The 15,545-nt window shown below is 47.6% G+C and carries 12 protein-coding genes; all 12 read right to left on the bottom strand.

The window, feature by feature from the left end; genetic code table 11:
* Nucleotides 1-119: 119 nt before the first annotated feature.
* Nucleotides 120-425, bottom strand: a complete 306-nt coding sequence (locus BMW94_RS07220; RefSeq protein ID WP_090996380.1) for a hypothetical protein — start codon at nt 423-425, stop codon at nt 120-122.
* A gap of 538 nt (nt 426-963) precedes the next feature.
* Nucleotides 964-2,787 carry an ABC transporter ATP-binding protein gene (locus tag BMW94_RS07210; protein WP_254790155.1) on the bottom strand — a complete coding sequence of 608 codons (1,824 nt, stop codon included), beginning with the start codon at nt 2,785-2,787 and terminating at the stop codon, nt 964-966.
* A 38-nt stretch (nt 2,788-2,825) separates the two neighbouring features.
* Nucleotides 2,826-4,124, bottom strand: a complete 1,299-nt coding sequence (locus tag BMW94_RS07205) for an NCS2 family permease (RefSeq protein ID WP_090996374.1) — start codon at nt 4,122-4,124, stop codon at nt 2,826-2,828.
* 189 nt (nt 4,125-4,313) lie between these two features.
* Nucleotides 4,314-5,072: a tRNA threonylcarbamoyladenosine dehydratase gene (locus tag BMW94_RS07200; protein ID WP_090996371.1), complete on the bottom strand. Its 759-nt coding sequence runs from the start codon at nt 5,070-5,072 to the stop codon at nt 4,314-4,316.
* Nucleotides 5,073-5,090: 18 nt separating this feature from the next.
* Entirely contained in the window at nt 5,091-6,869 is a 1,779-nt protein-coding gene (gene aspS, locus BMW94_RS07195) for an aspartate--tRNA ligase (RefSeq protein WP_090996368.1), read from the bottom strand.
* A 202-nt stretch (nt 6,870-7,071) separates the two neighbouring features.
* A complete protein-coding gene (hisS, locus tag BMW94_RS07190; protein WP_090996366.1) occupies nt 7,072-8,325 on the bottom strand; it encodes a histidine--tRNA ligase in 1,254 nt (417 codons plus the stop codon).
* Between the two features lie 821 nt (nt 8,326-9,146).
* Nucleotides 9,147-10,424 carry an SEC-C metal-binding domain-containing protein gene (locus BMW94_RS07185; protein WP_090996364.1) on the bottom strand — a complete coding sequence of 426 codons (1,278 nt, stop codon included), beginning with the start codon at nt 10,422-10,424 and terminating at the stop codon, nt 9,147-9,149.
* A 615-nt stretch (nt 10,425-11,039) separates the two neighbouring features.
* Entirely contained in the window at nt 11,040-11,486 is a 447-nt protein-coding gene (locus BMW94_RS07180) for a hypothetical protein (protein WP_090996361.1), read from the bottom strand.
* A gap of 114 nt (nt 11,487-11,600) precedes the next feature.
* A complete protein-coding gene (locus BMW94_RS07175; RefSeq protein WP_090996358.1) occupies nt 11,601-12,107 on the bottom strand; it encodes a type 1 glutamine amidotransferase domain-containing protein in 507 nt (168 codons plus the stop codon).
* Nucleotides 12,108-12,392: 285 nt separating this feature from the next.
* Entirely contained in the window at nt 12,393-12,560 is a 168-nt protein-coding gene (locus BMW94_RS30405; protein ID WP_175480610.1) for a hypothetical protein, read from the bottom strand.
* Nucleotides 12,561-12,637: 77 nt separating this feature from the next.
* Nucleotides 12,638-13,099, bottom strand: a complete 462-nt coding sequence (gene dtd, locus BMW94_RS07170) for a D-aminoacyl-tRNA deacylase (RefSeq protein ID WP_090996354.1) — start codon at nt 13,097-13,099, stop codon at nt 12,638-12,640.
* Nucleotides 13,100-13,111: 12 nt separating this feature from the next.
* A complete protein-coding gene (locus tag BMW94_RS07165; RefSeq protein ID WP_090996351.1) occupies nt 13,112-15,289 on the bottom strand; it encodes a RelA/SpoT family protein in 2,178 nt (725 codons plus the stop codon).
* Nucleotides 15,290-15,545 lie beyond the last annotated feature (256 nt).

The following is a 15,545-nucleotide window of genomic DNA, read 5'->3' as shown; positions in this document are numbered from 1 at the left end:
TATACTCTAAGAACAATAATAATGTTCATAGAGTTGAAACGGATCTTAAGAGGACCTAAAAAAATAGATATTGTTGTAACGGAGAAGCAGAGCGGCTGTCTAGAACAGCTCGTTCGATGTCATAGCCCACAGTACTTGGCCAAATGGTCACAATTGCTATCACGGTCACGGAGGCGAACGTCTTCTTTTCGGATGTGCCAGGCAACATCTGCGGCGGCGTAATTGTCGATGACGCGGGTATATTTAAACCAGGAATTCACGAGCACATAGCCGCTGTACGGGGGAAGAGGACGCGGCGAGGCGAGGTCGGATACACGATCCATTTTCGTGTAGATCGTGCCGTCGGGATGTGTTTTCATTTTATCGTACGGATCAATCGCATGGATCAAGGTACTGCCCCCGCTTTGAACAACCGCGGCTTGCACTTGATGCCCCCTAACAACTTTGCCTTCCAAATTGCGAATGATGAAAACCTGCTTGCTCGATCGGAGACTGGGCCTGTGACGAAGGCTTTGTCTTCTTGGAGATCGCGTATCATCGTGGATGACAAACAATGGCTCTTGCGTGCTTGTAGCGATCTCGACCACATGGCGGAGGGATCCGTCTTGACTTTGTTTTGCAGCACGGATTCATCCCACTTGCCCTCTGCCATAAAATGGCCAAGCGTGGTCCGGTGGCGATCACTGTATTCCGCCAGGTCCACCACCTTACGACGAAATCCTTTCGCCGTAAGGCTGCCATATATGGTCTCGATATGGCCAAGACCGGCTTTGAAAAATACATGGCAGGCGGTGCTGCAACAAATAGTTGCGCAGGGAAGCATGATCGGATACGATGGTGGTATGAGACATAGTGATTTCTCCTTGTGTAAAATGAGTTGTAGTGACCACTTTTTACCACAAGGAGAGCGCTTTGTCTCTATTCTTTTTGATTTTACAGTTTACTGGAAGCCAATTTGCTCGTTTATAGCTCCGTATGCTTATTCTGCCCATCCTGTGCCACAAACTGCTTCTGTGCCAGTTCACGATAGACCGGATGAGTGCTGATCAACTCTGTGTGAGTTCCTGTCCCGGTAACATGTCCGTGCTCCAGCACGACAATCTGATCGGAGTCCACCACCGTAGATAATCGATGCGCAATAACAATGGTCGTTCTGCCCTCCATCAGATTGGACAATGCCTGCTGCACTTCGTATTCCGAGGTGCTATCCAGGCTGGAGGTGGCTTCATCCAGCATCAGAATGTCCGGGCTGCGCAGTAGCGCACGGGCAATAGCAATTCGCTGACGCTGCCCGCCAGATAACTTGATGCCACGTTCGCCCACTTCCGTATCATAGCCTTGCGGCAGCTTGTCAATAAAGTCCGCCGAATATGCCATTTCTGCCGCTCTTCTGATCTCTTCCATCGTCACCTCACGATCTAAACCGTAGGTAATGTTGTCTTTGATCGTGCCCGCCATCAGCGGACTTTCCTGCGATACATACCCGATCTTGTTACGCCAGGAAGCGAGGGAATACTCGCTGATCGCTTCTCCGCCATAGGAGATGTAGCCCGAATCTGGCAGATAGAACTGCTCCACCAGCGAGAAAAGCGTGGATTTGCCACTGCCGCTCGGACCAACAATCGCTGTCACCTTACGGGTCGGAACGGTCAAGTTTATACCGTGCAGCACCGCTTCCCCGGTAACGTAGGAGAAATGTACATTGTGAAATGTGATTGTATCATTCCCGCGAGGAGCCTGCTTGGTACTGTGATCCGGTTCTACGTCATCCGCAAGTATAGCTTGAATACGCTCAGTGGCACCGACTACTTTTTGCAAACGTGAATATAAGGTTGTGAACTGTCCCATCGGCATAATGACCTGGAAAAGCAGCAGAATGAATGCAACTAATTCCCCTGGCGACAGCAGGCCGGAAGCTACACGCATCCCCCCAACACCAAGAATGACAACCAACACAGCCGTCATGACAAAAGTAAACAAGGGACCAATCAGCGCCAGAATACGTGCTTCCTGTAACCCAAACGCAAACATTTTGCGAATTCGGGAATCACCCGCCTCTGCTTCCTGCTTCTCGGTTCCATACGCTTTGACCAGTCGTATTTCACTAATGACCTGACTTAACACGGAAGTAAGCCCGGCCATCTCATCCTGCTGTTTTTTGGAGATTTTGTACATTTTCCGGCCCACGGGCATGAGAATCAGCATGGTCAACGGCACCAGACTCAGAATGATGAGCGACATCACCCAATCCAGATAAAATAGAAGCGCCACACCTCCGATCACAGCAACGATGTTGGAAACAAATGAAACCAGATAATCCGCAATCAGGGTCATGATTTGACTTGTATCATTCGTAATCCGGCTCATCGTGTCCCCGATACGGTTGCGGTCAAAATAAGGCATACGCAGCGATAACACTTTGTTCCACAGCTTGGTACGAAGCGTAGCTACAACGCGCTGACCCGCATAATTCAACATATAGATGCTGATACCGGAGGCAATGGCTTGAATGACAAAAGCTCCGAGTAACAGAAAAATAACCGTTTTATTCAGCGCTGATGTGGTCAGCCCATCAATGAGACCTTTGGTCATCAAGGGAACGATTAATCCTGCTGTCGTTTGAATCAATGTCAGGATGAGAGCCACAATCAGAACCAATTTCGGTGGATTCGTAGAAGCGATGAGCTTGACGAAATCCTTGAATCCTTTCTTCCCTACTTTGGGCTCGTTTGAATCAGACTCCAACTGCTGCTGTTCTTCCATTCCCCGTGCCTCCTGCTCTTCCATTATCCGTTCCTCCTGCTCTTGATCAGTTCACCTTCGTTTTACAGAACACCATGCAGCACAAAGTTCGCCAGAAACAGGATCGAAATGCCGTACATCACGACAGGCACTTCTTTCCCTTTCCCCGCAGCAAGCTTTGCCAGCGGATAGGCAATAAATCCAAAAGCCATGCCATCCACAATGCTGTATGTAAAAGGAATCATCACCATAATCAGAAACGCTGGAAACGCTTCTGTAAAATCACTGAAATCCATATCCTTCACACCCTGTACCATCAAACCGCCGATGATGATCAAAATAGGTGCAATCGCACTGTCGGGAATATAACCGAGCAGCGGAATGAAGAAAAAGGTTGCTCCGAACAGCACAGCTGTCACAAGCGGAGTTAACCCTGTACGGCCGCCTGCAGCAATGCCCGCTGTTGTCTCGGCTGCCGCCACTGGCGGACTGCTGCCGAAGATGCCTGCCAGCACCGTGCTGATCGATAACGCACGCAGGCTGCCTTTGAAACGTGCCGGACGATTAATCATGTTGGTCTGGGCGGTAACAAGTCCGATATTTTCAAACACGACAATCAATAACAGCAGAAATACAGCAATCCAGAACGCAATATCTGCCAGCTTCATCAGAGACAATTGACCGAACAAGCCACCGTATTGACGCAGTGCATCCAGCGCGGATACCGGTTCACCGGGATGTACTGCTCCAAGCAGGTAGGCAAGCCCTGTCCCGATCAAAATACTGATGAGCAGCCCGCCCTGCACATTGCGTATGAATAAAATAACTGCAAGTACAAGGGTTACACAGGCTGTGATCACATTCGGATCATTGAAATGCCCAATCGCAACAAAGGTTGTCTGGTGGGCGATGACAATGCCACTCTTTTGCAGTCCGATAAAGGTTAGAAATAATCCAATCCCTACGGTAATGCCGTGCTGCAGATTTTTAGGAATTGCCTCGCTAATTATTTTATATAACGATGTAAAGGCAACAATAGCGAACAGCAATCCCGTAACAGCCACCACAGCAAGCGCTTCCTGCCATGTCAGCTTCATCGAGTGCACAAGTGTATATGTGAAAAACGCATTGATCCCCATGCCAGGTACCACCACAATAGGTGATTTACCGCCAAATGCCATCAGCAGACATCCGGCAATGGACGTGAGCAGTGTGCCCACCATCGCTGCCTGCAGCGGCATTCCTGCATCGGAAAGAATGGTTGCATTGACCATCACAATATATACGACAGCAAAATAGGAAATGGCCCCCGCCACAATCTCCTTCTTCCACTGATCTTCTGGTGTCATGCCCAGCTGTCTGGACATCCATCCGTGTTTCATTCGTTCTGTTCCCCTCTCTGCTTACGATCCTGTATGTATCATCATTTCGCGCACCACACCATATCATACACCGTTTTTGCGGGGAAGTACATGCCGTAGAAAAACACCAAAAAGCGCAGGTGCACATGGCACCCGCGCTGGATGGGCGAACATTGAACGAAGCTAATCTGCTAACTAGCAGCATTCACCTTACGCCTCTGACTTCTCCGCTTTTGCAAGCAGGTCTTTGACAGCTACACTGACCATAATCAGCCCGGCTACTGGAGGAACAAAGGCGTTACTCGCTGGTGGCTGTTTGGCCTTGCGAATTTCCGGTGCATTCTCAGGAACGATTTTCTGCGTTACGTCTGCGCGAGGTTTCAATGGTTCTTCGGTGGAGAAGACCACTTTCACACCTTTTTTGATGCCTTCTTTCCGCAGTTTTGTGCGGACAACACGGGCAATCGGGTCCATGGTCGTTTTCGAAATGTCTGCAACTTGGAATTTCGTCGGATCCATTTTATTTGCCGCACCCATGCTGGAGATCACCGGAATCTTACGTTTGAGGCATTCCTTGATGAGGTGAATTTTGTAAATAATCGTGTCGGAAGCATCCAGCACATAATCCAGCTCATACTTGAATAATTCCTCATACGTTTCTTCCGTGTAAAACATATTCAGTGCAATCGCGTCGCACTCCGGATTGATGAGCTTCACCCGTTCCACCATCAGATCTGCTTTTTTCTGACCCACGGTCGTGGTCAAAGCATGAATCTGACGATTGATGTTGGTGATGTCCACTACGTCTTTATCAATCAGAATAATACGTCCAACACCGCTGCGGGCGAGAGCTTCCACTGCAATACCGCCCACGCCGCCGATGCCAAGCACTGCGACTGTACTATTTTTCAAGGCGTTCAGACCTTCAGGTCCGATAGCCAGTTCTGTTCTGGAAAATTGATGGAGCATTGAGAATCGATGCCTCCTTTATTTCTTTTCCGCCACCGGTTTACGGGTTACGCGGATGTGAAGTTGTTCCAATTGGGAGTTATCCACTTCAGAAGGTGCATTCATGAGCAGATCCGTTGCACTTGCCGTTTTCGGGAAGGCAATCGTTTCACGCAGATTTGTGCGGCCTGCCAGCAGCATCACCAGACGGTCAAGACCAAAGGCAATTCCGCCGTGTGGTGGCGTTCCGTATTCGAATGCTTCAAGCAGGTATCCGAATTTTTCATTAGCTACTTCTGGGGAAAGTCCCAGGGCAGCAAACATTTTTTCCTGAACGTCACGTTTGTAGATACGCATCGAACCGCCGCCCACTTCATAACCATTCAGAACAAGGTCATAGGCTTGTGCACGAATTGCACCCGGATCGGTGTCAAACAGATGTACATCTTCGTCTTTTGGACGTGTAAACGGATGGTGCTCTGCGACATAACGTTTTGCATCTTCATCGTACCCGAGCAATGGGAAGTCCACAACCCATGCAAATTTGAATTTGCTGTCATCGATCAGTCCCAGTTGACGGCCGATTTTCAGACGAAGTGCGCCAAGTACATCAGCAACCACTTTTTTGGTGTCAGCAGAGAAGAGCAGCAAGTCGCCTTCTTCAGCACCCGTATGTTCTTTGACTGCTTCAATCTCTTCCGGCGTAAAGAACTTCACGATTGGCCCTTTGAACTCGCCATCTTTCACTTGAATCCATGCCAGTCCTTTTGCACCGTAACGCGCTGCGAATGGTCCGAGGTCATCGATCTCTTTACGACTCCATGTGCCACAGCCTTTGGCGTTCAGCACTTTTACTTCGCCACCTTTTTCAATGACAGAAGCAAATACTTTCACACCACTGTTCGCTACGATATCGTTCATTTCTACCAGTTCCATGCCGAAACGCAGATCCGGTTTGTCCGAACCATATTTACCCATGGCATCTGCATACGTAATCCGTTGGAAAGGCAGTTCCAGCTCAATTCCTTTTGTCTCACGCAGCAATTTGGCCATCAGCTCTTCCATCATTGGCAGCAGGTCATCCTGTTGCAGGAAGGAAGTCTCGATGTCGACTTGGGTGAATTCCGGTTGACGGTCTGCACGCAAATCTTCATCACGGAAACAACGAGCGATCTGATAGTAACGCTCAAGTCCGCCGACCATCAGCAATTGTTTGTAAATTTGTGGGGATTGCGGCAGGGCGAAGAATTCACCTTCGTGCACACGGCTTGGTACGAGATAGTCACGCGCACCTTCCGGGGAGCTCTTGGTCAGGATTGGTGTTTCGACTTCAACGAATTCTTCGCCATCCAGATAATCACGGAACACTTTGGATGCTTTGGAACGCAATTTCAATGTTTCAAACATTTCCGGACGACGCAGGTCCAGGTAACGATATTTCAAACGAAGGGACTCGTCCACTTCCACACCATCTTCGATGAAGAATGGAGGTGTTTTTGCCGCGTTCAGCACTTCAATCTCGGTAATTTGGACTTCAATTTCGCCTGTAGGCAGGTTTTTGTTTACAGTCTCTTCGTCACGTTTAACGACTTTACCCGTTACCGCGATAACATACTCGCTCCGCACTCTGTCAGCGATTTGCAATGCTTCGCCAGAGTAAGCGGGGTTGAAAACAACTTGTACAATTCCGCTGCGGTCACGCAGATCGATAAACAGTACGCCCCCCAGGTCACGGCGGGTCTGTACCCAGCCGTTCAATGTTACGGTTTCACCGATGTGTGCGGGTGTTAATGCGCCGCAATGATGACTTCTTTTCATAACCAAGCTCCTCATATGTGAATTTCCGTTCTGTATGGGCGGGCAGAGCCCGCTATTCAACAGTGCGGTTGCGTGAAGACGATTTTATTCGAAAAGGCAGGTTACCTCAGACTCGTCAACCCCCGATTAATCGGAAACATTTGGCTAACCTCGGTAATTTTGCCGGATCAATTGTTGCTATTTGGCATTTTCAAACTCGTGCTTATTTACTTCCGCGTATAGCTGCTACCAGATCATCCAGCTTCACCGTTTGTTGTTCACCTGTATCCATGGACTTCAGGGCAATTTCCCCGCGCTCCAGCTCATCATCACCCAGAATGGCAGTGTAACGGGCTTTGAAACGGTCGGCTGATTTCATCTGGGCTTTCATCTTGCGACCGAGATAGTCGCGTTCACCGGACAGGCCGGATTGACGGATTTTGAACAACAGTCGGTTCACTTCACGATCAGCAGCATCTCCCAAAGCAACAAAGTACACATCCAATGGAGCCAGTGTAGTAACCTCAATATTTTGGTGCTCCAGAATCAGTTGAATACGCTCCAGACCGATACCGAAACCAATACCAGGCTGATCCGGCCCACCGATATCTCCAACGAGGCCGTTGTATCTGCCGCCACCCCCGACTGTATCAATCGCGCCAATACCTTGGGCTTTCAGTTCAAAAGCAGTCAATGTGTAGTAATCCAATCCGCGTACCAGACGATTGTTCACCGCGTAATCCACGCCGAAATCATCCAGATACTCTTTCAGCTTGGCAAAGTGGTTCAATGACTCTTCATCCAGACTATCCAGTATGGACGGTGCCCCTACGAATTTGTCCTGATCAACTTTGCAGTCGAGCACACGCAGCGGATTACGTTCCATCCGGGATTGGCAGTCCTTGCACAGGCTGTCTTTCATCGGTCTGAGGAACCCAAGTAACGTCTCGCGGTATTCTGCACGGCTGGTCGAGTTTCCAACGGAGTTGATCTCCACTTTGACATCTTTCAACCCCAGTTCTACACACAGTTGATACCCAAGCGCAATGACTTCAGCATCGATGGCTGGATCAAGGGCACCGATGGCTTCTACACCGAACTGGTGGAACTGACGCTGGCGACCTGCTTGCGGACGTTCGTACCGGAACATCGGACCGATGTAATAGAGCTTGCTCACATCCGGTTCGCCATAGATTTTATTTTCCACATAAGCGCGGACAACACCCGCTGTTCCCTCCGGACGAAGTGTCATACTTCGATTGCCTTTGTCATCAAAAGTATACATTTCTTTCTCAACAATATCGGTTGTTTCTCCAACGCCACGTACAAATAAAGAAGTCTGTTCGAAGATCGGTGTGCGAATCTCGCGGTAATTAAAGCGACGACACAGATCACGCGCTTTTTCCTCTACGAACTGCCACTTTTCCACAACACCAGGCAGCAAGTCCTGCGTTCCAGTCGGTTTTTGAAAAGCCATCTTTCATCCCTCCAGCATCTATTTTTCTCTGTATAATAAGTTGTTCCAGGACTGTTACACCTGCCCACTCCGATTGCAGTACCATCTTCCGATCGCTGTTATCCCCAGATTTTTTAATTCAATTTTCAATGGGGAAATCCGGGGATAGCATATGGTTCCGAAGCAGCTTTCTTGCAGAAAGCTTTTAGCCGAACGCTTCGCTTCTACAGATTGGTTCTGCAATCTCCGTTATGGTATAAATGTTAGGATCAACTTATATAACAAAAAAATCCCTCGCCCTGTCGCTGTATACACAGCAAACAAAGGGACGAGGGATTGTGTTTACACATTCACCCGTGGTACCACCCACATTCCGGAATCCCTGACACTTTCGCCGTTCAGGTGATCATGTAAGGATCTAAGATTGCCTTAGCAATCCGATCAAACAGATCATTCCGCTCTACGTATAACGCACGCCCTGCGCAGGCCAGCTAATGACCATCAGATATAAATCTAATGTGTTCGCTGTCTGTTCTCGGGGAAGTCATTCGTCCGCTCATCAAGAGAATCCTTACAGCCAAGGGATTCCTCTCTGTTCATGTGGGCACGGAGTACTTGGTCCCGTCATCAAATCATCAAGTTATATGGTTACATGTTATTATACAACGTTTAAAGTTAATTTATTTTCTGATTGTAATGAACCGCAGTGCTAAAGTCAAGGGCTAGCACAAAAAGATAGCACTAAAAAAAATTCTCACACGCCGTACGGGATGTCGAGTCCACAGAAATCAAAGATAATAGAAGCTCGATTCAACCAATGAATTCGAACTTCTATTGCCTTCTTATACCTCTATTGTTTTCAGCATCCACTTTAGCAGATCCGGTACACTCGCCCATAGACGGGAGTGCATAATGACATATTCAATCGCTTCGTCGGAATCGCCCATTCCGACAAAATCAGGGAGGTTATGCGGCAGCCGCTTCAAACCCAGCAGGTAATCAGGCACATGTTTGTTCACACCCCGGGCAACACGGTACAGCATTTTGAGCCGTGAGGTAATTCCGTTCTTCTTATATTCCAGAATGATCTGGTCATAGGCAAAGGCGGCTGTGGCGTCAATTTTCCCATATTTATCCATCGTTTGCTCTGCCTGCTTCAATTGGTTGCTGTACAAATACACAGCAGCGAGCAGGTAACGCGCTCCCGTATTGTCTTCCGTATTAAGCTCCAAAATATGCTCCAGGATTCGTGCTGCTTCTTCGGCATCTCCGCCAAACCAGCAGGATTCGGCGTAGCTTTTGCATATCCGGATATATGGACGAGTCTCATGAAGCCCCCAGAAGTCCCCTTTGTTCTTTTCAAAAAACAGTTCGCCCAGTTCGCGTTCGCCAGCAGCGATTCCGGCCTTGAGGTAAGCCCGTGCATCCGTCTCATTGTCCGATTCCTCAGCCAGGATAAGATACGCATCAGAGCTGTCAGAATACATCTCCAGCGCCGTTTTCGCCAGCTGTATTTTGCGTTTGGAAGAACTGGCTTCCATCGCCTTATACAGCAGAGCCTGCGCTTTGTCCTTTGACGTGCCTGGGCTGTTCAGAATCATCAGCTCGTCCGTTTCGCCGCCCATGCCGTATTCTTCGATGTAATTGAACATCTCCTTAACCTTTCGGGAGATCGTTGCTGTCGTTACCTCATATTTAACGGCCAGCTCAGCCTTCGAAACATTGAAGCCGTATTCCTCGGACAGCAAATACTCGATAGCCGCACAGAACGAGCCTGTCTTCTTCACAGAAGGGCGGGTCTGACGGGAATAGCCGTTCCAAAGCATCAGACCTTCCAAAATCAGCTCCCGATCGTACTCGTTCCTCATGTCCTCAATAAGCTGCAGGGCCAGCTGTTCGTGAGCCGGATGCTCCCATTTCAGTTCGCGCTCTACCATCTTTTTCAGCTTGGTCAAGGTCAGTTTGCTCTCAGGCTGAACCGAGGCTTCCTGAACAGGCTGTTCCGTTGATATCAGCCTCAGTACGGATTCTACCGCAGAGGACTCCTTGTCCAGACAGCATTTCTTATATTTTTTCCCGCTTCCGCATGGGCATAAATCATTTCTTCCAACCTTACTCAAAACTAATTCCCCCTTAAATCTGTCACTAGCCATTCGCATGAGAACACTGTTGCTTTAGCATTATAGGTGTCATTTCTCAAACGAGGCATTCTATATAACTTACAATTTCTAGCATCAAGCAGAAACGGTTGCCGCCCTTATATAAGGGCGGGGCCGTTTCAGCGAGTATATGTTCATCTAGAATATAACGATCACTCTGGCGATGAATTCCTCATACTCTCGATCATAGGATTGGATTTGCCTGAGCCCAATCGCTGGAAGCTTGATTTACCGTCCAATATAGCCCAACTATGAAAACAATGCGCTTTAAAATACATTAACCCATTTCTCTATTCTAGCAAAAAATTTAAACAAGGGGTAAGCTTCGCCCAAAACATATAAATTCTCATTTCAAAAAAAAAACCTGCACACGGTGTGCAGGCTCAAAGGATATATAAAAAAAGGGGGTCATGTGTGTTATTATAAACGGGCTATGTTAAAGGCTTATGTAACTAATATTACAGTAATATTACAAAAATGATAGCGCTTTATAATTTGTTGTTTTCTCCATTATAAAAGCCCCTGCAGATGGCCCTGACATGGAAGTCAGACCCTGCAAGGGCTTCATACTACATATTAATTCAATTCTTCCACATAAGCTTGGTTGGAACGAAGTTTATGAATGATTTCCTCATAATCCTCATCCCTTACTTTGGCAGACAAAACATAACGCAGATCGTCATAATCCCCCGAGGACACATCCGCAGCATCCAACAGATCGCCATCCTCATTCACATTCTGCCGGGAACCCCGCTCGGTATCACGATCCACATTGCTGACGACCGGGATTACATTTTCACTGGCGGGAACCCCAGGAGCAGCACCCACACCCATAGCTCGATTGGTTCCTACGCCACCCGCTGTATTATAAGGCACCAGAGGTACCATAATCCGTTTGTCTCTGCCAACCGCGCTATCCAGTTGCCCTACTTCCAAATGCTCTGTACGGAACGTCTGAAGTGAGGTTCTTGCCCCCTCTGCCTCGTCCTCGGTCCGAAAATACGCCTGAATATGTTTTGTCATGTCAAACCCTCCTTTATCGGAATAAATGCTTAGTGTAATGAAAACTTAGAAGCTGCGCGCTTCAATCTACATTTTGATCAGAAAATACATTAACGTACGTCCTGCCCCAAGTCATTAAATGACTTTTAACAACTCACGGACAAATGCCCGTTCATCGGCCGGCGTACGGGATGTAATATAATTGCCATCTACTACAGCTTCATGATCCTTGAACTCCGCTCCTGCGTTCACCATATCATCCTTGAGCGGAGGATAGGATGTAATCGTACGGCCTTTCAACAGATTCGCACTTGCCAGAATTTGCGGGCCATGGCAGATCGCCGCGATTGGTTTCTTCGCACTGTTGATCTCCGTTACGAATTTCAGGATATGTGCATCCGTACGCAAATTTTCAGGAGAAGATCCACCAGGAATGACAACTGCGTCGTAATCCGAAGCCGAAACCTCAGCGATCGCTTTGTCCGAAGTATAGGAGGCTTTACCACCTTTACCTTTCAGCGTCTCTCCTGCTTTCAAGCCGATAATTTCCACGTCGTGTCCGGCTTTTTTCACCTCATCATATGGAACCTGCATTTCCGAATCTTCAAAATCATTCGCCAATAAAAAAGCAACTTTACTCATAACGTATGTTCTCCTTTCCGTGTTCGAAATTTCTTGAAATCGGGTATTCGCAGAAATTGTTGGTGTACATTTCTTGTTCATTGCCCGTAATAAATACTGAACCTGGCACGCCATCGTGCCTCGTTCTGTTATTACCCTAACCAGAGCCGTTTATAACATGACGAGCCTGTATTATTTTGACTTTGATCAGACCATCTGATTCAGCTACAGTTAAGTTCCATAACAAAAAAAGCCCTGATTCGATGATCGAATCAAGACTTTTCATTCATTCCTAATGGTCAGCACTCAGTCACGCGGAAGACGGCTCTGCTCCCCTTTGTCCGAATCCCGAAGAGCCCAAATCGTTGTTGCACACTCGGCAGCAGCACGGGCAAGCTTCAGGGACTCATACAGGTTTCCAGGCAGAAGCAAAGGTTCAATTCGGGAACGTGTTTCCTTGACGGATTGGCGCATAATGGGTGGGATACTCCTTTGATCATCTTATGTTAATGAACCGAATTATCCCTCATTATGGCCTGTTCCTCAACCAATTATGCATGTATTTCTTGACGAATAGGGCTTTCAAGCATTAAAGTCACCGGTCCCCAATTCGTGAAAGTCACATCCATCATTGCTCCGAAACGTCCGGTTTCCACCTGAATTCCTTTATCCCGTAACAGCTGATTAAACGTTTCATACAACAATTCTGCCGCTTCAGGTCTGGCTGCAGCTGCAAAGCTTGGGCGTTTTCCTTTGCGACAATCTCCGTACAAGGTAAATTGTGAGACAGATAATACAGCCCCGCCCACATCGATCAGACTGAGATTCATCTTTTCCTGCTCATCTTCAAAGATACGAAGTCCAGCGATTTTGTCTGCCAAATAGATGGCATCCTTCTCCGTGTCCTCATGTGTAATTCCCACGAGCAACATCAATCCGGATTCAATTCTCCCCGTCAGTTCTTCTCCAACGGTCACCTGAGCCTCTTTACAGCGTTGTACTAGCACCCTCATCTTACAGGCTCCTTACTGCATAATCCGATGCACAGAATAGACATCTTTCACCCGTTTGATCCGTTCCACAACCGAATGCAGATGCTCCGTATTGCGAATCAGAATTGTGACGTGCACCAATGCTAATTTATTTTTATCTGTACGTCCGGTGACGGCAGATATATTGGTTTTACTTTCGGAAACAGCCTGAAGCACTTCATTGAGCAAGCCATTGCGATCATGGCCCGTAATCTCAATATCCACACTGTAGTTGGCTTCAATATTCTCTTCCCACTCGACTTCAATGACGCGAGCTGCTTCTTCCCCATCCGTACTGGACGGGATATTTGGACAGTCCGTTCGATGCACCGAAACCCCACGTCCACGTGTAACATACCCGATAATAGCATCCCCTGGTACAGGGTTACAGCAGCGTGCAAAACGAACAAGCAAATTGTCTATACCTTTGACACGGATGCCATTCGTCGGACGGTTTTTGCGTTCAGGTGCAGGCTTCAGCTCACGCATTTCGGAGTTCAGCTCAAGCAAGCTGGATTCTTCCTGCTCTTTGCGAAGTTTCTCCGTTGCTTTGGTCACGATCTGTGCAGCCGTAATGCCACCGAATCCAACAGCTGCGAGCATATCCTCAATATCATTGAAGGCATACTTTTTGGCTGCTTCCTGCAACTTATCGTCCGTCATCCAGGCAGATGGATCAAGTCCCATGCGCTTGAGTTCACGTTCACAACTGTCGCGTCCTTTTTCAACGTTTTCTTCCCGCCGTTCCTTCTTGAACCATTGCTTGATCTTCGCTCGTGCGTGAGAGGATTTGGCGATTTTAAGCCAGTCCTGGCTCGGTCCATAAGAATGTTTGGACGTCAAAATTTCAATGATATCGCCTGTTTTGAGATGATAATCGAGCGGAACGATACGACCATTTACTTTCGCACCAATCGTCCGATTACCCACCTCTGTATGGATTCTATATGCAAAATCCAATGGAACAGATCCCGTCGGCAGTTCGATAACTTCACCTTTTGGCGTGAATACAAATACCAGATCGGAGAAGAAATCCATTTTAAGCGATTCTACAAATTCAGACGCATCCTGCGCTTCATTTTGAAGTTCAAGAATCTCGCGGAAGAACGTAATTTTATCTTCAAAATTGTTCCCGTTCGCAGCGCCTTCCTTGTAGGCCCAGTGGGCAGCAATCCCGAATTCAGCGGTGCGGTGCATATCCCATGTCCGGATCTGAACTTCAGTCGGTTCACCATTCGGACCTACGACTGTGGTATGCAGCGATTGATACATGTTCGCCTTCGGCATCGCGATATAGTCCTTGAAACGTCCAGGCATCGGTTTCCATAACGTGTGTATAATGCCGAGGGTAGCATAACAATCCTTGATGTTATCCACAATAATACGAATCGCAAGCAGATCATAAATCTCGTTAAACTGTTTGTTTTTCGTTGTCATTTTTTTGTACACGCTGTAGATGTGCTTAGGACGTCCTGACAGATCTGCCTGAATTCCCATCTCATCCAGCTTGCTCGTAATACCGTCCATAACCGTATCAATATATTGCTCACGTTCCGCACGCTTTTTGTGCATCAGGTTTGCAATTCGGTAATATTGCTGCGGATTCAAATAACGGAGGGCGATGTCCTCCATTTCCCATTTGATCGCAGAGATACCCAAACGGTTCGCAATCGGACAGAAAATCTCCAACGTTTCATATGAAATCCGGCGTTGGCTTTCTTCCGACTGAAACTTGAGTGTCCGCATATTATGCAGACGGTCAGCCAATTTGATCACGATGACACGGATGTCCTGCGCCATGGCGATGAACATTTTGCGGTAGTTCTCGTTCTGCTGTTCTTCCTTGGAGCGGAACTGAATACGTTCCAGCTTCGTCAAGCCGTCAACAAGCATGGCACACGTATTGCCGAAATGATTGCGGATTTCTTCAAGTGAAACCGTAGTATCTTCTACTACATCATGAAGAAGCGCTGCAATGATGGAGATGGTGTCCATCTGCATGTTTACAACAATATCGGCAACCGCAAGCGGATGCAGAATATACGGTTCTCCCGATTTTCGCGTCTGTCCATGGTGGGCCTGATCAGCAAATTCGTAAGCTTCACGTATGCGCACCAGATCGGGTTCTTTGATATATGCCCCGGCCTTCTCGAGTAATTGCTCTATGCCCATTCTGATCTGTTCCGTGTCCTTTCTATACAAAATGGAACCCGTGACATAATATCAACACAGGTTCCCCGTAAAAGTAATTTCCTATAATTATGACGCTTCGCCCGTTTCCCGTCAACTACTGACGAATAAGAGCACATATCCAATTTTTTTATACGTGATGTGTCATTCCCCAAAGATGTTGCCCGATATTCAACAGAGGTTGGAAATCATTCTTATTTAAGATGTATTATTACCGTTATTTGCCGAAATAGAAGGG

Source organism: Paenibacillus sp. OK003, assembly GCF_900109515.1.
In the GTDB taxonomy this organism is placed as follows: Bacteria; Bacillota; Bacilli; order Paenibacillales; family Paenibacillaceae; genus Paenibacillus; species Paenibacillus marchantiae.
Note: the sequence above shows the minus strand (reverse complement) of the source record. Positions and strands in the feature narration are given on the sequence as shown.

Coding starts and splice junctions, on each gene's coding strand:
- BMW94_RS07210 (WP_254790155.1), bottom strand. CDS start 2,787: ATGGAAGAGCAGGAGGCACGGGGAATGGAAGAACAGCAGCAGTTGGAG.
- BMW94_RS07205 (WP_090996374.1), bottom strand. CDS start 4,124: ATGAAACACGGATGGATGTCCAGACAGCTGGGCATGACACCAGAAGAT.
- BMW94_RS07200 (WP_090996371.1), bottom strand. CDS start 5,072: ATGCTCCATCAATTTTCCAGAACAGAACTGGCTATCGGACCTGAAGGT.
- aspS (WP_090996368.1), bottom strand. CDS start 6,869: ATGAAAAGAAGTCATCATTGCGGCGCATTAACACCCGCACACATCGGT.
- hisS (WP_090996366.1), bottom strand. CDS start 8,325: ATGGCTTTTCAAAAACCGACTGGAACGCAGGACTTGCTGCCTGGTGTT.
- BMW94_RS07180 (WP_090996361.1), bottom strand. CDS start 11,486: ATGACAAAACATATTCAGGCGTATTTTCGGACCGAGGACGAGGCAGAG.
- BMW94_RS07175 (WP_090996358.1), bottom strand. CDS start 12,107: ATGAGTAAAGTTGCTTTTTTATTGGCGAATGATTTTGAAGATTCGGAA.
- BMW94_RS30405 (WP_175480610.1), bottom strand. CDS start 12,560: ATGCGCCAATCCGTCAAGGAAACACGTTCCCGAATTGAACCTTTGCTT.
- dtd (WP_090996354.1), bottom strand. CDS start 13,099: ATGAGGGTGCTAGTACAACGCTGTAAAGAGGCTCAGGTGACCGTTGGA.
- BMW94_RS07165 (WP_090996351.1), bottom strand. CDS start 15,289: ATGGGCATAGAGCAATTACTCGAGAAGGCCGGGGCATATATCAAAGAA.